The sequence below is a fragment of the Polaromonas sp. P1_F1 genome (genome assembly GCF_056405795.1).
This window is the reverse complement of sequence record NZ_JBFUBJ010000001.1, coordinates 150,638-170,022: the sequence shown is the minus strand read 5'-3', so window position 1 is coordinate 170,022 and position 19,385 is coordinate 150,638. Positions and strand designations below refer to the sequence as shown.

General features: G+C 62.5%; 15 protein-coding genes. 6 read left to right on the top strand and 9 right to left on the bottom strand.

Annotated elements, in window-relative coordinates:
- Nucleotides 1-3: 3 nt before the first annotated feature.
- From AC1DZE_RS00870 to AC1DZE_RS00855, 4 genes are all read right to left on the bottom strand, one after another.
- Complete coding sequence (locus AC1DZE_RS00870; protein ID WP_477668020.1) at nt 4-393, bottom strand: tautomerase family protein; 390 nt, start codon at nt 391-393, stop codon at nt 4-6.
- Nucleotides 394-466: 73 nt separating this feature from the next.
- Nucleotides 467-1,444, bottom strand: a complete 978-nt coding sequence (locus AC1DZE_RS00865) for a GMP reductase (protein ID WP_477668019.1) — start codon at nt 1,442-1,444, stop codon at nt 467-469.
- Nucleotides 1,445-1,674: 230 nt separating this feature from the next.
- Nucleotides 1,675-4,689 (bottom strand): VIT domain-containing protein, encoded by a 3,015-nt coding sequence (locus AC1DZE_RS00860; protein WP_477699679.1) that lies wholly within the window; start codon nt 4,687-4,689, stop codon nt 1,675-1,677.
- A gap of 78 nt (nt 4,690-4,767) precedes the next feature.
- On the bottom strand, nt 4,768-5,493 hold the full coding sequence (locus AC1DZE_RS00855) for a hypothetical protein (RefSeq protein WP_477672411.1): 726 nt from the start codon (nt 5,491-5,493) through the stop codon (nt 4,768-4,770).
- Nucleotides 5,494-5,725: 232 nt separating this feature from the next.
- Between AC1DZE_RS00855 and AC1DZE_RS00850 the strand changes: the two genes are divergently transcribed.
- The 3 genes from AC1DZE_RS00850 (at nt 5,726) to AC1DZE_RS00840 (ending at nt 10,126) form a co-directional block, all read left to right on the top strand.
- Nucleotides 5,726-7,069, top strand: a complete 1,344-nt coding sequence (locus AC1DZE_RS00850) for an NAD(P)/FAD-dependent oxidoreductase (protein ID WP_477672412.1) — start codon at nt 5,726-5,728, stop codon at nt 7,067-7,069.
- A 171-nt stretch (nt 7,070-7,240) separates the two neighbouring features.
- Nucleotides 7,241-9,673 (top strand): UvrD-helicase domain-containing protein, encoded by a 2,433-nt coding sequence (locus tag AC1DZE_RS00845; protein WP_477699678.1) that lies wholly within the window; start codon nt 7,241-7,243, stop codon nt 9,671-9,673.
- A gap of 51 nt (nt 9,674-9,724) precedes the next feature.
- A complete protein-coding gene (locus tag AC1DZE_RS00840) occupies nt 9,725-10,126 on the top strand; it encodes a hypothetical protein (protein WP_477668014.1) in 402 nt (133 codons plus the stop codon).
- On the opposite strand, the gene AC1DZE_RS00835 is transcribed toward AC1DZE_RS00840, so the two are convergent.
- Entirely contained in the window at nt 10,119-11,276 is a 1,158-nt protein-coding gene (locus AC1DZE_RS00835; protein ID WP_477668013.1) for an ABC transporter substrate-binding protein, read from the bottom strand. The two genes, AC1DZE_RS00840 and AC1DZE_RS00835, sit on opposite strands and share 8 nt — an antisense overlap.
- A 184-nt stretch (nt 11,277-11,460) precedes the next feature.
- Between AC1DZE_RS00835 and AC1DZE_RS00830 the strand changes: the two genes are divergently transcribed.
- Nucleotides 11,461-12,297: an IclR family transcriptional regulator gene (locus tag AC1DZE_RS00830; RefSeq protein WP_477668012.1), complete on the top strand. Its 837-nt coding sequence runs from the start codon at nt 11,461-11,463 to the stop codon at nt 12,295-12,297.
- Nucleotides 12,298-12,317: 20 nt separating this feature from the next.
- On the opposite strand, the gene AC1DZE_RS00825 is transcribed toward AC1DZE_RS00830, so the two are convergent.
- From AC1DZE_RS00825 to AC1DZE_RS00810, 4 genes are all read right to left on the bottom strand, one after another.
- A complete protein-coding gene (locus AC1DZE_RS00825; RefSeq protein ID WP_477668011.1) occupies nt 12,318-13,037 on the bottom strand; it encodes a FecR family protein in 720 nt (239 codons plus the stop codon).
- The gene (locus tag AC1DZE_RS00820; protein WP_477668010.1) at nt 13,034-13,870 is read right to left on the bottom strand and encodes a BPSS1780 family membrane protein; all 837 of its coding nucleotides are present in this window, start codon (nt 13,868-13,870) and stop codon (nt 13,034-13,036) included. The genes AC1DZE_RS00825 and AC1DZE_RS00820 overlap by 4 nt, the downstream gene beginning before the upstream one ends.
- Before the next feature lie 135 nt (nt 13,871-14,005).
- Nucleotides 14,006-14,956 carry a homoserine kinase gene (locus AC1DZE_RS00815; protein WP_477672183.1) on the bottom strand — a complete coding sequence of 317 codons (951 nt, stop codon included), beginning with the start codon at nt 14,954-14,956 and terminating at the stop codon, nt 14,006-14,008.
- Between the two features lie 48 nt (nt 14,957-15,004).
- Complete coding sequence (locus AC1DZE_RS00810) at nt 15,005-15,352, bottom strand: hypothetical protein (RefSeq protein WP_457279994.1); 348 nt, start codon at nt 15,350-15,352, stop codon at nt 15,005-15,007.
- 154 nt (nt 15,353-15,506) lie between these two features.
- Between AC1DZE_RS00810 and polA the strand changes: the two genes are divergently transcribed.
- Entirely contained in the window at nt 15,507-18,338 is a 2,832-nt protein-coding gene (gene polA / locus AC1DZE_RS00805) for a DNA polymerase I (RefSeq protein ID WP_477668008.1), read from the top strand.
- Nucleotides 18,339-18,371: 33 nt separating this feature from the next.
- Nucleotides 18,372-19,385, top strand: coding sequence for a M28 family peptidase (locus tag AC1DZE_RS00800; protein WP_477672184.1), 1,014 nt, complete (start codon nt 18,372-18,374; stop codon nt 19,383-19,385).

The following is a 19,385-nucleotide window of genomic DNA, read 5'->3' as shown; positions in this document are numbered from 1 at the left end:
AGCCTAGATATCGACGTCGTACTCCAGCACCACGTCGGACGCCGGCAGGCCACCCCGGATCGCCCAGTTTTCGCGTGACGCCTCACGCAGCAGCACTTTCACGTGATCTGCGGGAATGCCGCACAGCCCGAGCTTTTGCACGATGACCTGGTACAGGGCGCGTTTGGTTTCCAGGGATCGCCCGACAAAGCAGTCGATCGTCACCAGCGTGTAGCGGTCCCCTTTGTCTGCTGGCGCACGAAAGCGCTGCGGCTCATGGATAACAAGCCGGACGGAGGTCGTCCAGAGCGGTACCTTCAGCGCAGAGGTCAACGCCTCCTGGACGGCGTCCATGAGGGCTGCTTCTTCTTCGCCGGAATAGGGCCGGCGTACTTCAATGGCTGCGGTGGGCAAGGGGAGTGAGTCTCTTCAGGAACAAGGCCTATTGTCGCCGGAGCCGGCCTTGCTACTATTTGTTACCGTCGGCCTACATCAGCAGGTGTTCACCGGCGTTGTCGCCGCCCAGGGTCACATAGTTGACCTTGCGAATGTCCAGCAGCTTCGTGCCGCCGGCGTAGCTGATGGAGCTCTGGATGTCTTCTTCCATCTCGCGCAAGGTATCGGCCAGCGTGCCCTTGACCGGCTCCAGGATGCGCTTGCCTTCGACGTGCTTGTACTCGCCCTTGTTGAAGTCCGAGGCGCTGCCGTAGTATTCCTTGAAGAGCTTGCCGTCCACCTCGACGGTCTTGCCCGGGCTTTCTTCCAGGCCTGCGAGCATGGAGCCGATCATCACCATGGTCGCGCCAAAGCGCACCGACTTGGCGATGTCGCCGTGTTCGCGAATGCCGCCGTCGGCAATGATGGGTTTGGTCGCCACGCGCGCGCACCACTTGAGCGCCGACAGCTGCCAGCCGCCGGTGCCGAAACCGGTTTTCATCTTGGTGATGCAGACCTTGCCGGGGCCGATGCCGACCTTGGTCGCGTCGGCACCCCAGTTTTCGAGGTCGATCACCGCTTCGGGCGTGCCCACGTTGCCGGCGATCACGAAGGACGCCGGCAGCTTCTGCTTGAGGTAGGCGATCATCTTCTGCACCGTGTCGGCATGGCCGTGTGCAATGTCGATGGTGATGTAGTCGGGCACCAGGCCCTCGGCGGCCAGGCGGTCCACCGTGTCGTAGTCGGGTTTCTTCACGCCCAAGGAGATCGAGGCGTAGGCGCCGCGGGCTTTCATGTCTTTCACGAACTGGACGTTGTCCAGGTCGAAGCGGTGCATCACGTAGAAGTAGCCGTTCTTCGCCATCCAGGCGCAGATCTCCTCATTGACGACCGTCTTCATGTTGGCCGGCACCACCGGGATGCGAAAGCTGCGCCCGCCCAGCGTCGCGCTGGCGTCGCATTCGGAACGGCTTTCCACGCGGCATTTGCGCGGCAGCAGCAGGATGTTGTCGTAGTCGAAGATTTCCATGATTCCCAAGCCTTTGAAAAAACTGTTGAAGAAACAGAAGGCGCTTGGACTGGACCGGTTTTGTTTGCGGGCGCTTGGCAAGTAGACAAGGCAGAAACAAAAAACCGGGCGCAATTGCTTGGGCCCGGTGATTGATTCTATGCGCCTCTCAAGCGGGCGCTACCCCGCAAAGCGGTATAGCCTTTATATGCATAGTGGCATCTTGATAACCCGGGCTTGAGGCGCCAGCCTCAGCGCACCTCGACCTCGGCCACGCGCACGGTCTCCCGCCCGCGCGCCAGCCGCAAGGTCGTCCACTCGTCACGCGCCTGCGGCGTGCCGAACCCGGTGGTAACGCGCACCATCACGGTGGTGCCGGCCGACAGCACCTGCTGGCGGTGGCCGTAGAACTGTGCCTCTATGCTGTACTTGCCGGTTTTGGCGGTCTTTAATGAAAACTCCTCGGGGCCATAGCCGCCCGTGGCGTCGGGGCTCATGGCGCCACCCTGATGGGTCAGCCGGTTCGCATAACTGGCCCTTTCGCCGTTCGGGTCGCTCACCCACATGTCGATGTCGGTGTCGTCGGTATCCCAGGCCATGACCACACGCAAGGCCAGCGGCAGGTTGCGGCGCAGGCGCGTGTCCACAAGACTCATGTCCAGCGCCGGCTGGCTGCTGGCGGCAGGTTGGGCGGCAATCGCGTTGAGTTCAGCCAGCGCAATCATGTTGATGCCGGCGAAGCGGCCGTTCCAGGGCTGCGACACCACTTCCCACAAGGCGTTGACGGCGCGCTGCGGCTGGCCGCTCTCGGCCAGCGCCAGGCCCAGGTCGCGCCATGACTGCGGCTCATTGGGCGCCAGTTCGCTGATGCGTTCGAACACCGGCACGGCCAGGTCGTTGCGACGCGCCTGCACCAGGCGGTAGGCATACAGGCGCAGCAGCTGGCGGTTTTCCAGGTTCATTTCCGCCAGGTTGGAGAGCACGCGCAGCCCCAGCTCGGGCAGGCCGCGGTCAAAGAACACGCCGGCCGCATCCATGTAGAAAGAGCTGCTGCTCAAGTAGGCGGCGCGCTCATCCAGGTAGACGCGGTACAGCTCGTCCTTGCCGGCATTCTGCAGGCGCTTCATGTAGGGCGCGTCGGGCACCCAGGCCTGCAGCGCGATGGTGGCTACGGGCGCTGCTGTAACCGCCTTGGCGCTGCGTTTGTCCATGGCGTCGGAGCGTGCTTCGGCCATCATGGCGGGTGCGGCTGCGGGGGCTGCAGCGGCAGGGGCAGCAGGGGCGAAGGAAAGTGGTGCTGCGGGTGCGCTCTGGGCTTGCTCGCGCGACCGCGCTGTGCCGGCCAGACTGCCCAGGCCGCCCTGGCTGATGTGCTTCTCGGCCTTGGGCTCCGCATGTTTGGGTGCTTCCTTGGGAAAGTCCCTGCCCCACCAGCGCTGCTTCTCGTCAAACTGCCTCACCATGGCCTCGATGTGCGCCTGCCGCGTCTGCACGGCCTGTGCGAGTTGCTGCTGGCCCAGCCGCGCCACTTCATCCGCCAGCTCGGGCGGGGCAGGGAGGTTGTAGCGGGCATAGTCGGTGGCCAGCTCCAGCACGATCAGCGAACTGTTGAGCCCCACGACACCGTGCGCCGCCGCGATGCGCTGAAGTTCTGCGCTGTGCAGGCCGGCATTTTCAGCCAGCTCGGCGCTGCGCCATTGGGCCCACTGCTGGCCGGGCCAGTGGCCGCTGACCGGCTTGGCGCTGACCTGCAGCGCCAGTGTGCGTTTGCGGCCGTCCGGGTGCGCCAGCGTGATGTCGATGCGGGCGGTACTGTCTTGCAGCTCACCGGCCACTGAAATGCGGCCCTGGTTGATCCGCGTTGTCGGCGTCACGAGTTGCCGCGCGGACAGGCTGTCCAGCTTCTCAATACGCCAGCCGTGCATCAGCATGGCTTGCGCGCCCTCGTCGGGCGATTGCAGCGCGGCATCGACCAGCGCTCCGCCGGTGCGGTCGGCCAGCCTGGCCAGCCGCGCCATGTCGGCGGAGGCTGCGCCATTGATCACCATCACCGGTGCCGTGTGGGTGTAGCGAATGAGTTTTTTGCCGTCCGTCATCAGGCCGTCCGTCACCATCAGGGTGGTGTCCACGTCGGCGGGAATGGGCAGGTCGTCAAAATTGCTGGAGCCGTCGAAGGGCTCTGCGCGCAATGCATCGGCCAGTTCACCGAAGCGGCCCGGCGTGACGGTGAAGCTGCGCACAGCCTCGGCCTTGTTACGCACCACGAGCAGGCTGAGCTTGACGGGCTTGCCCAGCTTGCGGAAGTAGGCCTCCAGCACCGGCAGCACCCGGGCCTGCGCGGCGGCCGAAGCCGATGCGTCCCACACCAGTGCGATGTGGGCAGGGGCGGGCCGTCTCACCAGCTCATCGCGCACATCGAGTTGCCCGGCAAAGAACGGCTTGCCGGCAGATTCACCGACCATGACCTGCGGCTTGCCGGTGCGGCGCAGCGCCAGCTGAAGCCAGCCCGCAGGGCCCTGGGGGGCCTGCCAGTGGTTTTTTTGCAGGGCCAGTTCCGTGCCGGTGGCGCTGGCGTTCAGCTCGGTGCCGGCGGGCGCCTGCAGCAGTTCCACATCCCGGTGGGCGGCGCCGTGGGCGCGCACTTTCACCTGCAATTGGCCCACGCTTGACGCGAACACCAGCGGCACCCTCAGTACACCCGCATCGCGCTGGCGCGGCAGGGTCTCGTTGAATGTGATGAGCACGCGGCGCTCCCCCTGGGCCGGGATGGGATAAACGCGCAGCTTGTACTGGTTGCCGGCGGCGGCTTCCAGCAGGCCCGGGTCTACGCGCCGGCGGCGTATGTCTTCAAAGATCTCTTGCCCTTTGGCCTTGGGTACAGGTACTGCGTCGCGCAATTGGCCGTTGATATCCAGCGCGAAGCCGGTCACGACCTGGCCCTCCTGCAGTGGGAACTGCAGCTCGCCTTCGAGCACGCGGGGGTTGGGGTTGAAAAGGCGCAGCTCCACGCTGGTACGGGCCTGGTCGCCGAAGAGGTCGACTTCGATGGAAACGGCCCGCAGCTGGATGGGCTGGCCCGCATGGTTCACGGCGATGACCGGCGGCCGCCAGTCGGGCGGCGGCGCGAATTTTCCGTTGGGGAAAGGCTGCGGCATCGGGCTGAGCGCCAGTGCCTGCAGGCTGAAGCAGGCTGCGGCGGTGGCCTGAAGGAGGCGGGCGGCAGTCAGCCGGGTGAACCCGCGAAAGACGTGAAAGCCGTTTGGCATGAAAACCCCTTTTGTTGTTGGCGATGCACCGTTAAACGGCGCGCGCAACGCAAAGGGGTTAAATGACGCCAAATATTTTTAAGGCACGCAGCGCGACTGCGCCGCGGCCACCACCAGGCCTTTTTCGTTTTCTACCCAGCCCACCACGCGCATCCGGTCGGGGTTGGCGCCCTCCGCAATGCTCATGGAGCGTGCATCAAAGAACCGGTTTTGCTCTGTTTTTGATAGCTGCTTGCGCCCGTCCCAACTGGTCTGGAGCACGTTTCGAATCAAATTCCGCTCAACCGGGGAACCCTCGGTGCCGGCCGGCAAGGTTTCGACCAGGGCAAGCCAGGCTGTCCATTGGCGGCCCTTGGCGGCTGCCGGGACGGGCTTGAGCTCGATGGAGGCGCCAAAATAACCGCTCAGCGGCAGGCCATGCGCGACACGCAGGGTGGCGCCCTTGATGGCTTTGACGGGCGAGGTGTTGGCCAGGCTCTGTGCGGGGACGGCCTGGCGCAGCGCGTCCAGCCGTTGCAATCCTTCGCTTGCGGCGACGGCGGACAGCGGGGCGTCGCTGCCCTTGTCGCCAGGAACCACCCAATCCAGTGCGACCTGGCCGGCCGCGGCTTGCGGGGTGGCCGGGTCGGCCCAGCAGGTGTCGCAGTTGGCGTTGATAAAACGCTCAAGCAGCATCACCGGCCGGCCCTGGCCGTCGCTGGAGCAGGACGACTGCGCACGCGCCACGCCGGCAAAACCGAGGCCCACCGCCAAAAGGCTGGCGGCCAGCCAAGCAGGCCCTGATGGGCCCAAACCTGTAGTCATGAAAACCCCAAATACGGCTATGTTCGCAGAAGCCGCAACCGGGCGGGGATTTACGGGTTTCCGGTCGCAGTCCGGCGTATCCCGTTGGGTGACGGAAGAAACTGAACCATACAATTTCAAAAGAGGCAAAGTTGAACGCGCGGCGCGAGCGGTGTTACCCTGCGCGCAGTCTTCCACAATTGCAGCGGCGTGCCTGACATGCCGTTGCGCGAACCCGTAGCCAATGCCTGCCATGAACGAAATCCCCACTTCTACCTCGACCTGTGACGTACTGATTGTGGGCGGCGGCCCGGCCGGCTCCACCATTGCAGCCTTGCTGGCTGCCCAAGGGCGTGACGTGGTGCTGCTCGAAAAAGCGCATCACCCGCGGTTCCACATCGGTGAATCGCTGCTTCCGGCCAATGTCGAGCTTTTCGAACGTCTGGGGGTGCGCGACCAGGTTGACCGCATCGGCATGCCCAAATGGGGCATTGAGTTTGTTTCACCCGAACACACGCACTGCAGCTACATCGAATTCGCCGACGCCTGGGACAAATCGATGCCTTCGGCCTGGCAGGTGCGGCGCTCTGAACTGGACGAACTGCTGTTTCGCAACGCGGCGACGCGTGGGGCAAAAACGCTCGAAGGCTGCACCGTGCGTGATGTGGTGTTTGACGCGGAAGGCGCCACCGTGCAGGCGGAGCTGGACGACGGCGCGAAGCGCAGCTGGCGGGCCCGTTTTGTGGTGGACGCCTCCGGCCGCGACACATTGCTGGCGAACAAGCTGCGCTCCAAAGCCAAGAGCAAGGAACACAACAGCACGGCGCTGTTTGGCCATTTCACGAATGTCGAGCGGCTGCAGGGCAAGCGCGAAGGCAACATCAGCATCTGCTGGTTCCCCCACGGCTGGTTCTGGTTTATTCCGTTGGCCGACGGCACCACCAGCGTCGGCGCGGTGTGCTGGCCGTATTACCTGAAGTCGCGCGAAAAGTCGCTGCGCGAGTTCTTCATGGACACCATCGCCCTGGCGCCGGAGCTCAAACGGCGCCTTGCCAACGCCACGCTGGTCGATGACGCGGTGCACGCCACCGGTAATTTTTCGTACAGCAGCACCCACGCCACCGGCGACCGCTACCTGATGCTGGGCGACGCGTTTACCTTCATCGACCCGATGTTCTCGTCAGGTGTTTACCTTGCGATGCACAGCGCTTTTGATGGCGCCGAGCTGGTGGCCACTGCGCTTGACCAGCCGGCCGACCTGCCCGCTGTGCGCAAAAGCTTCGAGGCCATGATGCGCAAGGGCCCCAGCGAGTATTCGTGGTTCATTTACCGCGTGACCAACCCGACCATCCGGCACATGTTCATGCACCCGGCCAACCCGCTGCGCGTCAAGGAAGCCCTGTTGTCGCTCCTGGCGGGTGATATCTTCGGCAAGACGCCGTTCTGGGGACGGCTGCGGATGTTCAAGGCGATCTATTACGGTATTTCGCTGGCGAATTTCCGCCGTACCTGGGACGGCTGGAAGCGCCACCGCATGGCCATCCGCGACGTAGGAGCGCTCAAGGGCGAGACCATCCTGAAGACGGACGGGAGCTAGAGCCCCCACGGTCGCTCACAACGCGCAAGCTCCCTGCCCCCGAGGGGGCGCTGCGCCTGCGGGCTGGCAAAGTCAGACCCGCGGCCCCGGCTGGTGAAGAGAAATCTGCCTCGGGCGGACGGGGTGCATCCCGGCACCGTGCCGGAGCCGGGGTTCTTTCTACAATGGGGGATGTCCCCAGAAGTTCCCAGCTCCCCCCTCCTGCAAAACCTTAACCCGGAGCAACTCGCAGCGGTCACGCTGCCCAATACGCATGCGCTGATCCTGGCCGGTGCCGGGTCCGGCAAGACCCGGGTGCTGACCACACGCATCGCCTGGCTGCTGCAAACCGGCCAGGTGTCGCCAGGCGGCATTCTGGCTGTCACCTTCACCAATAAAGCCGCCAAGGAAATGATGGCGCGCCTGTCGGCCATGCTGCCGGTGAATGTGCGCGGCATGTGGATAGGCACCTTTCACGGCTTGTGCAACCGGTTTTTGCGCGCGCATTACAAGCTGGCGAATTTGCCGCAGAGTTTTCAGATCCTCGATACGCAGGACCAGCTCTCGGCCATCAAGCGCCTGTGCAAGCAGTTCAATGTGGACGACGAACGGTTTCCGCCCAAGCAACTGATGTGGTTTATTGCCGGCAACAAGGAAGACGGCCTGCGCGCCAAAGACGTGCAGGTGCGCGACGAAGAAGGCCGCAAGAAGGTCGAAATTTATGCCCTGTACGAGGAACAATGCCAGCGCGAAGGCGTGGTCGATTTCGGTGAACTCATGCTGCGCAGCTATGAACTGCTGCGCGACAACGCCCCCGTGCGCGAGCACTACCAGCGGCGCTTTCGCCATATCCTGATTGACGAGTTTCAGGACACCAACAAGCTGCAGTACGCCTGGATCAAGATGCTGGCGGGGCAAGGGCCCGATGCGACCCAGGGCGCGGACGCCATGCCGGGCGGCTCCGTGGTGGCGGTGGGTGATGACGACCAGAGCATTTACGCTTTTCGCGGCGCGCGTGTGGGCAACATGGCTGACTTTGTGCGCGAGTTCGAGGTGACACATCAGATCAAACTCGAGCGCAACTACCGCAGCTTCGGCAATATTCTTGATTCAGCCAACGAGCTGATCAGCCACAACAGCAAACGCCTGGGCAAAAACCTGCGCACCGAAGCGGGGCCGGGCGAGCCGGTGCGTGTGTACGAGTCGACCAGTGATTTTGCCGAGGCCCAGTGGTTTGTGGATGAAGTCAAGCAACTGGTACGTGACGGCACCGAGCGCAAGGAGATCGCGCTGCTCTACCGCAGCAATGCGCAAAGCCGGGTGATGGAGACAGCGCTCTTCAATGCCGGTGTGCCTTATCGCGTCTATGGCGGCCTGCGCTTTTTCGAGCGCGCTGAAATCAAGCATGCACTCGCCTACCTGCGCCTGCTGGAGAACCCGCACGACGACACCAGCTTCATGCGTGTCGTCAATTTTCCGCCGCGCGGGATTGGCGCGCGCAGCATTGAGCAGCTGCAGGATATTTCGCGCGCGGCCGGCTGTTCGCTGTACGACGGCGTGAGTGCCGTGCCGGGCAAGGCAGGCGCGAACCTCGGCGCCTTTGCCGCCAAGATCCAGGTGCTGAGCGAGCAGACCACGGGGCTGACGCTGCGGGAGATCATTGAACTGGTGCTGCAGCACAGCGGGCTGGAAGAACACTACAAGACCGAAAAGGAAGGCCAGGACCGGCTGGAGAATCTGGCCGAACTGGTCAATGCCGCCGAGTCTTTCGTCAGCCAGGAAGGCTTTGGCCGTGATGCCGTTGCGCTGCCGGTCGATGAACTGGGCGGGCGGCTCACGCAGTCGCCGGCCAGCCAGGGGCTGGATGCGTCTGCGCCGCTGGTGAACGAGCCCTTGCCTGAGGCGCTGGCACCCGACATTGAAACCGGCGAGACGTTGTCGCCCCTGGCGGCCTTCCTCACGCACGCCGCGCTGGAGTCGGGCGACAACCAGGCCCAGGCCGGACAGGATGCAGTGCAGCTCATGACCGTGCATTCGTCCAAGGGGCTGGAGTTTGACTGCGTGTTCATCACCGGCCTGGAGGACGGCATCTTCCCGCACGAGAACTCGATGAGCGACCGCGATGGCCTGGAAGAAGAACGCCGCTTGATGTATGTCGCGATCACGCGCGCGCGCAAGCGCCTGTACCTCAGTCATTCGCAAACCCGCATGCTGCATGGTCAGACGCGCTACAACCTCAAGAGCCGGTTTTTTGACGAGTTGCCGGAAGCCGCCCTCAAGTGGATCACGCCGAAGAATCCCGGTTTTGCGTCGGGAATGGGTTCCGGCGGATGGCCTGGTGCTAGCAATTCAGGAGCTGGTGGCGCACGTGGAGATTGGGCTAGCGGCGTTTTTTCTTCAAAATCCGGCAGCGCAGAGCGTTTTGCCAACCCACCGGTGCCGCCTCAGAAGAATGCGCCTTCGCATGGACTCAAAAGCGGCATGGAAGTGTTCCATGCCAAGTTCGGCGAAGGAAAAGTGCTGATGCTGGAGGGCAGCGGTGACGATGCACGCGCACAGATCAACTTCACGCGGCACGGTGTGAAGTGGCTGGCCCTGAGCGTGGCCAAACTGACGGTGGTGTAGTTGCCGCGCCGCTTGCGGCATTTTGTTGAATTCAAACTGACGGGAAAAAAAATGACAGAGACAAATTCCGAAACCGGAATCGAGACCGGAAAAAGTGAAGGCACTGAACCCCCTGAAAGCCCGTCAGCGATTTATGTTCCGCACCAGGAATTCCGCACCGGCCTGCCGCACGGCCGGTTCCGCGTGATCGTGAATCCGGAGCGTGCGCAAAAATACGTCAAGCACCGCCTGTTTGTTGTCGGCATTTCCTTGCCCCTCCTGGGCATCGGTGTGGTGCTTTCCATGTACGGCTACCTCTGGGTGGGCCTGCCGATGGTCGTCGTCGGCGTGTTGATGCACAGGGTTATCAAGGCCCATGCGCCCAGGATTCTGCTGCACCTAGCGCTGAACGACGCCAAGACCTACGAGGAAGCGATGGAGTACGAGATCCTGGAAGTGCGCCGCGCTACTTGAGCAACCTGCCGTCGCGGCCGATCACGGTCACTTCAACAAACTTCGAGCCGACACGGTTCTCCGGCGAAAAGCTGACCTTGAAGCCTCCTGCGTCGTAGTTGTTCATCTTCTCCAGCTGGGTGATGATTTTCTGGCGCGTTGGATCGGCACCGCTGCGGCGCATGGCTTCAACAAGAATCTTGGCTGCAATGAAGGACTCCATGCTGGCGTAGGAGACCACCTTGTCCGGCTGGTATTTGGCCATCAGGGTCTGGAACTCGCGGGCCACCGGCGCCAGGGTGGAATAAGGGTAGGGCATGACCTGGGAAATACCGATGCCGCGGGCGTTGTCCTCCCCGGCATTTTTGAGCAGTTCCTTGAAATTCACCACCGAGATACTGAACAGGCGAGCCTTGCTGCCTTGTGCCCGCATCTTCTTGATGAAAGCGGCGGAGGCGCGGTTGACTGAAACCATGATGATGGCGTCAGGATTGGCCGGGGTGATGGCCGCGACCGCTCCATCGACTTCCTCAGGCTTGGTGCGGTCGTAGTTGCCCGTGGCCACGGCCGTCATGCCCAGTTTTTTCAGCGCGCTTTCCGCACCTGCCAGGCCGCTTTTGCCGAAGGGGTCGTCCTGGTACATCACCGCGAAGCGGCGCAGGCCAATGGTGTGCAGGTGTTCCACCATGCGGGCAGTTTCGTCGGCGTAGCTGGCCCGGATGTGGAAAATCAGGGGGTTGACCGGGTCACGCAAATCCTGGGCGCCCGTGTAAGGTGCCAGCAGGGCGATGCCCGCTTCCTCAAGCACCTTGTTCTTGTTCAGGGCCAGCACGTTGCCGGTTCCGACAAAACCGAACAGTGCCAAAGGCTTTTCCTCGGCCAGCAGCTGGCGCGTCAGGGCAAGGGTCTGCTCCGGCTTGTAGCTGTCGTCTTTCAGTGCGACGCGTATCTTGCGACCATAAATTCCGCCGTTGTCGTTGACATAGGCGAAATACGCAGCGCCGCCGGCCACGTATTCGTTACCGGTTCCGGCGATGGTGCCTGTCAGCGGCGCCACCTGACCGATCACCAGATCTTCGCGTGCCGGCGCCGCCTGCCCGGAAAGGACAACCGACAGCAGGGCGGCAAAGCTCAGGGCTTTGGCCATGAGATGAATTTTTTTGTGTTCCATCAGTCTTCCTGGTTAATTAAGATTACTTACTTGTTCTGCATTGCAGAACTATTTTCCTGATCATTGTTCAAATTGTGAAACATTAGGATACATTTTCACTAGTGGATTTCCCTTGAGTGATGAGTGCAATGACGTCTGGGTGCCACAATCGCTGGACTTTTTATTCCGCAATGCAGAACTGGTAATGTCCCAATCTCCTGTTCCCACCAGGTCGGCCCCCGGAACGGTCAGCCCCGTCCATGCCAAGGAGGATCGGCACTTTGTGACGGCATTGGCACGCGGCCTGGATGTGCTCAGTGCTTTTCGCTCGCGAGACCGGTCCTTGGGCAACACGGAACTGGCACGCCGTTGCGGCCTGCCCAAGTCAACGATTTCGCGTTTGACCTATACGCTGACCAAGCATGGCTACCTCGAGCATGCGCAGGACGCCAGCGGTCGCGCCGGTTATCGCCTGGGTAGTGCGGTACTGGCGCTGGGCAGCGCCATGCTGGCGCGCATGGACATGCGGCAGCTCGCCAGGCCGCTGATGCAGGATCTCGCCGACAGTTCGCAGGCCATGGTGTCGTTGGGGATACGCGATCGCCTGAGCATGATTTATGTGGAAAACTGCCGCAGCGAATCTGCGCTCACGCTCAGCCTGGACGTAGGTTCGCGCATTCCACTGGCCAGCACTGCGATGGGGCGAGCCTACCTGTGCGGCTGTTCGGATAAGGAGCGTGAGACCCTGCTTGAGCGTATTCGGGTCCAGGACGAGGAAGCGTGGCCTAAAACCCGCGAGGTGATGGCGCTGGCGCTGGCGCATTACCGCGATCACGGCTGCTGCGCGTCTTTTGGTGATTGGCAGAAGGACGTTAACGCTATTGCTGCTGCATTCCGGCCACCGGGTAGACGCTCCGTCATGGTGGTGAGCTGCGGCGGCCCGGGGTTCAATCTTTCGCCGCATTTCCTGATGACGCAGGTGCAGCCGCAACTGGTGGCATTGGTCAGGCGGCTGCAAAACGCATCCGGCGATGCCTTATAGGCAGCGCCGGTGAGGCCGGGTCAGTAGGTCATTTTTCCGCTGCCGTCCTTGATCCCTTTCCTGCCTGCAATTTGCCAGGAGGTACGCTGATCGATCAGGCCGGCTAGGAATTCCAGTTCCTCGTCACTGTGATTGATCGCGTTGGCAGGGGTGAGACGGCGGCCGTTTTTGGGCTCCACTTCGCCCCAGAATGACTGGTGGTAACTTGACTGTGACACGGTCTTTTCCCCGTTCGACTCCATGTCAACCGTACCGTAGCAGTTGCAGAAATAGCTGCGGTTCCCCTGGTCGGCGAAGACCTCGGCATAGACGCCCGTGCCACGTATACCCGCCGTCAGCGTGGGCAGGACAATGGAGCGGCTGCTGCCCTTGCCCCAGACGCTGACCACGGCGCCCGTGAGCAGGCGCAGCAGGCTCACGGTATTGAGCGAGTTGCCGCGCTCCACTTTCATCATGGAGTTCTCACGCACCTGGAATGCCGAGTTGCCGATGACAAACATCAGGTTGGAGCCCGGACCGGTCTGGATCTGGTCGCCGGTGAGGATGGTTTCGCCGGTCTGCAGCCGATTGCCGTTGAGCAGGGCATCGCCCCTCAGCTCGACGATATTGCTTCGCTGCTGGGCCATGGCGGCCGGCAATCCCCCCATCGCTACCCAGGCGGCTGCTGCCTTGAGCGTGTCACGCCGTTGAAACCACAAAATGTCCTGTTCGGTACGGCCTTGCAGCTGGTGCTGGGTCATGAAGAATCTCCTGGGGTAGCGGGGTCGTTATTGGTGTTTTCCGGGTTATTGGCGCCATCCGGCGAGTCACCGGGTAGCGTGGCCACGAAGCTATCACGAAACGTGAAGTAAATCGAGGTGGAAAACATGGCTGCGATGAGCAAGCCCAGGGGCATCATTGCCGCGGCCGCGAATTCAGCGCTGCCTGTCAGGCCGGCAAGCACGCTCAGCACGATGACCAGGCCCATGGATACGCCGAGCCAGCCCAGCCCGAACATCAGGAAGGCCCCCGCGTTGCGAACGCAGGCGACAACGCTGAAAAAGAGGCTTTTGACCGGAGAAATGCCGTGCCAGTGAACCAGGGCGGGTGCATGCCAGAACAGCAGCAGCACGGGCAGGTACAGCAGCAGGGACACCGACATGTTCTTGGCCATGGCCAGCTGGAACTGCGGCGTCATCATCGCCTCGCGGCTCGCGTCGGCGGCAACGGGGGGGTCCACCAGCATCGGTACGATCCAGTTGATCAGCACGCAGAACGCCGTATAGATCGCACCAAGGACAAGCATCGCGCCCAAACGCTCGCGTCCCGCGCGAAAAGCGCTGAGAAGCACCGTGGGCATGGGAAATTTTCCCTTCACGGCTTCCTGTGTGGCGGCCATCAGGCCCAGCATGGCAGCGGGAACAATCATCAGTGCCAGGATCAGTCCGAAAAACGGCAGCAAGGAAAGCACCGTGACTGCGGCCAGGTACAGGAAAAACAGGCCCGACATGGCCAGGGGCTGCTGCATGAAAGTCTTGATGCCCAACCTGACCCAGGTTATGCCGGTGCTTGCGGGAACAATATTAAGTTTCATGGTCTTCAGCGGGAAATGGGGCCGGACGAGACCGGGATATTGCAGGAGGGCAGTTTGCCTGAAAGCAGCGACGCTTGGCGCAGGCCCTCAAACAGGCCTTGGCCGAAGGGTCATCAGGCCCGCGGGTGGCTTGGGCTAGAGGACGTAAGGGTGTGTGAGCCGCTCGCGCAGGACACGCTCGAAATGGCTGGGGTCGTGGGGCTTGAGCACTGCAGCTTCACGGGGCAAATGCAAGTCCCACAGCCGCGACAGCCAAAAGCGCAGGGCTCCGGCGCGCTGCATGGCAGGCAGGAGCCTGCGCTCCTGCGCCGTCAGGCGCCGCACGCTTTCGTAAGCCCTCACGAAGGCCGCCGAACGGGCTTCGTCTTGTACGCCGGTTTCCAGGTCTATACACCAATCGTTGAGGCACACACCAATGTCAAACAGGAAGGTGTCGCAGCCGGCGAAGTAAAAATCAAAAAAACCGGTGAGCCGGCCGTCTTCGAACATCACGTTGTCGCGAAAGAGGTCGGCGTGTATGGCACCGCGGGGCAGGCTGCCAAAAGCGGATGAAGCCGCAATATGGTTCTGGTAAGCCAGCTCCCCCAGGATGAGGCTGGTTTGCGCCGGCGTGATGTAAGGCAGCACGACCGGAACAGTCTCGTTCCACCAGGCCAGGCCCCGCAGGTTGGGCTGGCGCCGCGGGTATTCGAGGCCTGCCAGGTGCATGCGTGCCAGCGTTTCCCCGACACCGGCGCAGTGGCCGGATGTGGGCGCCAGCTCACTGTGGCCGCGCAGCTTGTTGACGACGGAGGCCGGTTTGTCCTTCAGGCGGTGAAGAATGTTCCCTTTGGGGTCGGCAGCCGGATCAGGCACCGGAATACCGTGCGCCGCCAGGTGCTTCATCAGGTGCAGGTAAAACGGCAGCTGCTCGAATGTCAGGCGCTCGAACAGGGTCAGCACATACTGGCCCTGGTCGGTATCCACAAAGTAGTTGGTGTTTTCGATGCCGCCTGCGGCACCTTTGATATTTTGCAGCTGCCCCAGATTCAGGGCGTTCAAGAACGCTGCAGCCTCGTCAAACGAGACTTCGGTATATACGGCCATGCCTGAAACTGGATCCTGGAGTTCTTGGAGTACGTGGAGCTGCGAAAATCAGAACTTCAGCACGTTCCAGACGCGTGAGCCGTTGGTGTCGTTGTTGGTCGACGCGGGGGCGGTGCCCCGGGCGCCTTCTGCGGGCTTGATTTCGTAAGCCGCACCGCCGACTTTGGGCTGGACCAGGATTTGCTGCGTTTCGCCGCCCACACGGAGTTCGTCGATCCGGCTGCCCGCGTCTTCAGTGCGAATGCGCTGGATTGCCTTGTCCGGCCGGCCTGCAGGCGCCGGGGCCTCCGCGGTCACGGGCGGCACTGCGTTTTGTGCAGGCGCTTGAGCCATGGCCGCAGCCAGCGGCAGCACCGCAAACGCGGCGGCAAGAAGAGGGCGGAAAGCGTGGTTCATGCCTGCATTGTAGGCTGCGGAGCCCAGCCGAGAAAGCCCGATATGTCGTAATAAGGGGGCTGCGGCTGTAGGCGGAAAGCTTCCCCACAGGCCAGCGCCGGGCGCTATCGGCGCCGCGGGCAGCGGCGGGCCGATATCCCCGACAATCGGCTTCATGAGTACCGACAAAAAAACACTGCTGCTGGTGGACGGCTCCAGCTACCTGTACCGCGCCTTTCATGCCATGCCCGACCTGCGCGCCAACCCGGGCGACCCGGCCAGTCCGGCGACCGGTGCCATACGCGGCATGGTCAACATGATGCAAAAGCTGCGCAAGGACGTGCGCGCTGACTTCGCTGCCTGCGTGTTCGATGCCAAAGGGCCGACATTTCGCGACGCGCTGTACCCTGAATACAAGGCCCAGCGCTCACCCATGCCCGACGACCTGCGTAGCCAGGTCGAACCCATCCACGAAGTAGTGCGCCTGCTGGGCTGGAAAGTGCTGGACGTCCCCGGCGTGGAGGCCGACGACGTGATCGGAACGCTCGCCTGCATGGCTTCAACTCAGGGGATCGAAGTCATCATCTCCAGCGGCGACAAGGACTTGAGCCAGCTGGTCGACGAAAACATCACCGTCATCGACACCATGAACGACCGCCGGCGCGACCTGGCCGGGGTGGAGGCTGAATTCGGCGTACCGCCGCGGCTCATGGTCGATTACCAGGCACTGGTCGGCGACGCGGTCGACAACGTGCCCGGCGTGCCCAAGGTCGGCCCCAAGACGGCCGTGAAGTGGCTTCTCGAATACGGCTCGCTCGATGCGCTGGTGGCACGCGCCGGCGAGATCAAGGGCGTGGTGGGTGAGAACCTGCGCCAGTCACTCGATTGGCTGCCCAAAGGCCGTGAGCTGCTGACCATCAAGAAGGACTGCGAACTGGACGGCTACATCCCCGGCCTGCCCGCCCTGGATGCCATCACCATCGGCGGCCAGCAGACGGAACCCCTGAAAGCCTTTTATGAAAAGTACGGCTTCAAAGGCCTGGTCAAGCAGATCGAAATCGAAAGCACACCGCCGGAATTGATTGGCGGACCTGAAGGCAGGCACAAGCCCGCACCCGCCGGCGGTCCAGGCGGCCGTTCGGATTCGCCGGGCCTGTTTGACGAAGCGCCCCTGACCGATACGCCACCGGCTGAACGTGCCAGCAACCTGAACTACGACACGGTGCTGACCTGGGAAGCGTTTGACCGCTGGCTGGCAAAGATCGAAGCGGCCGAATTGGTAGCGCTGGACACCGAAACCACCTCGCTCGACGAAATGCTGGCGGAAATCGTCGGCCTGAGTTTCAGCGTCACGCCCGGCGAGGCAGCCTACATTCCGCTCACACACGATTACCCTGATGCACCCGCCCAGCTGCCGCGCGACGATGTGCTGGCGCGCCTGAAACCCTGGCTGGAAAACCCGAGCAAAGCCAAGCTGGGCCAGCACGTCAAATATGACCGCCATGTGTTTGCCAACCACGGTGTGGAAGTGCAGGGCTATGCGCACGACACCATGCTGCAAAGCTATGTGCTGGAAGTGACCAAGCCGCACGGCCTGGCCAGCCTGGCCGAGCGGCATGTGGGCCGCAGCGGTATCAACTATGAAGACCTTTGCGGCAAGGGCGCGCACCAGATCAAGTTCAACCAGGTCGACATCGCCAAGGCCGCCGAATACTCCTGTGAAGACTCCGACCAGACGCTGGACGTGCACCGTGTGCTGTGGCCGCGGCTGGAGGCCAACGAGAAACTGCGCTTTATCTATGAGCTGGAGATGCAGAGCAGCGAAACGCTGTACCGCATTGAGCGCAACGGCGTGATGATCGATGCGCCCACGCTGGCCGCGCAGAGCCACGAGCTGGGCCAGCGCATCATTCAGCTGGAAGCCGAGGCCTATGAGATCGCCGGTCAGCCCTTCAACCTGGGCAGTCCCAAGCAGCTCGGCGAGATTTTTTTCGACAAGCTCGGCATGCCGGTCATCAAGAAAACCCCCAGTGGCGCACGCAGCACCGACGAGGAGGTGCTGGAAAAGCTGGCCGAAGACTACCCGCTACCTGCCAAGCTGCTGGAGCACCGCTCGCTGAGCAAACTCAAGGGTACCTACACCGACAAGCTCGCGCAGCTGGCGTTGCCCCGTACCGGCCGCGTGCACACGCATTACGCGCAGGCCGTCGCGGTCACGGGGCGGCTTTCCAGCAACGACCCCAACCTGCAGAACATTCCCATTCGCACGGCAGAAGGCCGGCGCGTACGTGAGGCCTTTATCGCGCCTGCAGGCAGCGTGATCGCCAGCGCTGACTATTCGCAGATCGAGCTGCGCATCATGGCGCATCTGAGCGGCGATGAAGCGCTGCTGCGCGCCTTCACCGACGGCCTGGACGTGCACCGTGCCACGGCCGCCGAGGTGTTCGGGGTGGCGGTCGACCAGGTCAGCAGCGAGCAGCGCCGCTACGCCAAGGTCATTAACTTCGGCCTGATTTACGGCATGAGCAGTTTCGGGCTGGCGCGCAACCTCGGCATCGAAACCAAGGCCGCGGCGGCCTACATCGACAAGTATTTCCAGCGCTATCCCGGCGTCAAGAACTACATGGACCAGACCGTGGCGTTTGCCCGGGAACACCACTACGTCGAAACCGTATTTGGCCGGCAGCTGTACCTGGCGGAAATCACCGGCGGCAACGGGCCACGCAAGAAGGCCGCGGAAAGGCAGGCCATCAACGCGCCCATGCAGGGCACGGCGGCCGACCTGATCAAGCTCAGCATGAACAAGGTGCAGCAGGTGCTTGACGAAGAAAAGCGCGCCACCAAAATGATCATGCAGGTGCACGACGAACTGGTGTTTGAAGTGCCGGAGGCAGAGGTCGAGTGGCTGCGTACCGAGATCCCGCGCCTGATGGCCAGCGTCGCTGAGCTGAAAGTGCCGTTGCTGGCGGAGATTGGCGTTGGGCTCAACTGGGACAAGGCACATTAAGCCGGCTCCATTTTCCCTGCGATGGGGCTGTGTGTGAGGCGGGGCTGGAAAATCCTCGTCGCTGGTGTCGTCCTGCCCTTGCTGATGGCTGGCGCCGCGGCAGGCTATGCCTGGTACCGGTTGACCCAGCCGTTTGTGCCGGCTGGCGAGACGCCAGCGCCTGCTTCGCAAACGGCATCCGCCGCGAGACTGAAGCAACTGGTCTACAAACTCTCCACCGATTTTCCGAACCGCACGTTCGATAACGGAACCCGGCTTGAAGGTGCTGCCGTTTATCTGGAGTCACAGCTTTCCGGATTGGGCCTTCAGGTGGAGAGCCAGCGCTTCAGGGCCAGAGGCAGGTCCTACCGCAACCTGGTTGTGAAGCTGGGTCCTGATACACCTGAGGTGATGGTGGTGGGCGCGCACTATGACGTGGCTGGTGAGCAGCCCGGCGCGGACGACAATGCCAGCGGCGTGGCGGGCCTCGTTGAGCTGGTGCGCTTGCTCAAGGGGCAAACTTTCCGCCAGCGGGTGGAACTGGTGATCTACACGAATGAAGAGCCTCCTTTTTTCCGCACACCTTACATGGGCAGCGCCATTCACGCCCGGTCTCTCGCAGAGTCCGGCAAGCGCGCATCCCTCATGTTGTCGCTCGAGTGCATCGGCTACTTCAGTGATGAGCCGGGAAGCCAGGACCATCCTGTGCGGCTTCTCAATGCGATCTACCCCACTACCGGAAATTTCATTTCACTGGTGGGTTTCTACCAGGACGGCGACATCGCGCGCCAGGTCAAGGCGGCGATGAAGTCGGCCTCCGACCTGCCGGTGTATTCCATCAACGCGCCGGGTTTCGTGGTGGGGGTCGATTTTTCAGACCATCTCAATTACTGGAACGAAGGCTATGTGGGAATGATGGTCACCGATACGGCTTTCTACCGGAACAAGGCCTATCACACGCCGCAGGACACCGCAGACAGGCTGGACTACCGCCGCATGGCAAAGGTCGTCGATGGTGTGCGTGCGGTGGTCATGCAGCACGCCGTAGTGGCCGGGCCGGTACGGTAG

Bases quoted from the DNA above. Each gene is read 5' to 3' on its own strand.
- polA (WP_477668008.1), top strand. From the start codon at position 15,507: ATGAGTACCGACAAAAAAACACTGCTGCTGGTGGACGGCTCCAGCTAC.
- AC1DZE_RS00815 (WP_477672183.1), bottom strand. From the start codon at position 14,956: ATGGCCGTATATACCGAAGTCTCGTTTGACGAGGCTGCAGCGTTCTTG.
- AC1DZE_RS00855 (WP_477672411.1), bottom strand. From the start codon at position 5,493: ATGACTACAGGTTTGGGCCCATCAGGGCCTGCTTGGCTGGCCGCCAGC.
- AC1DZE_RS00845 (WP_477699678.1), top strand. From the start codon at position 7,241: ATGTCCCCAGAAGTTCCCAGCTCCCCCCTCCTGCAAAACCTTAACCCG.
- AC1DZE_RS00820 (WP_477668010.1), bottom strand. From the start codon at position 13,870: ATGAAACTTAATATTGTTCCCGCAAGCACCGGCATAACCTGGGTCAGG.
- AC1DZE_RS00865 (WP_477668019.1), bottom strand. From the start codon at position 1,444: ATGGAAATCTTCGACTACGACAACATCCTGCTGCTGCCGCGCAAATGC.
- AC1DZE_RS00840 (WP_477668014.1), top strand. From the start codon at position 9,725: ATGACAGAGACAAATTCCGAAACCGGAATCGAGACCGGAAAAAGTGAA.
- AC1DZE_RS00850 (WP_477672412.1), top strand. From the start codon at position 5,726: ATGAACGAAATCCCCACTTCTACCTCGACCTGTGACGTACTGATTGTG.
- AC1DZE_RS00860 (WP_477699679.1), bottom strand. From the start codon at position 4,689: ATGCCAAACGGCTTTCACGTCTTTCGCGGGTTCACCCGGCTGACTGCC.
- AC1DZE_RS00810 (WP_457279994.1), bottom strand. From the start codon at position 15,352: ATGAACCACGCTTTCCGCCCTCTTCTTGCCGCCGCGTTTGCGGTGCTG.
- AC1DZE_RS00830 (WP_477668012.1), top strand. From the start codon at position 11,461: ATGTCCCAATCTCCTGTTCCCACCAGGTCGGCCCCCGGAACGGTCAGC.
- AC1DZE_RS00825 (WP_477668011.1), bottom strand. From the start codon at position 13,037: ATGACCCAGCACCAGCTGCAAGGCCGTACCGAACAGGACATTTTGTGG.
- AC1DZE_RS00835 (WP_477668013.1), bottom strand. From the start codon at position 11,276: ATGGAACACAAAAAAATTCATCTCATGGCCAAAGCCCTGAGCTTTGCC.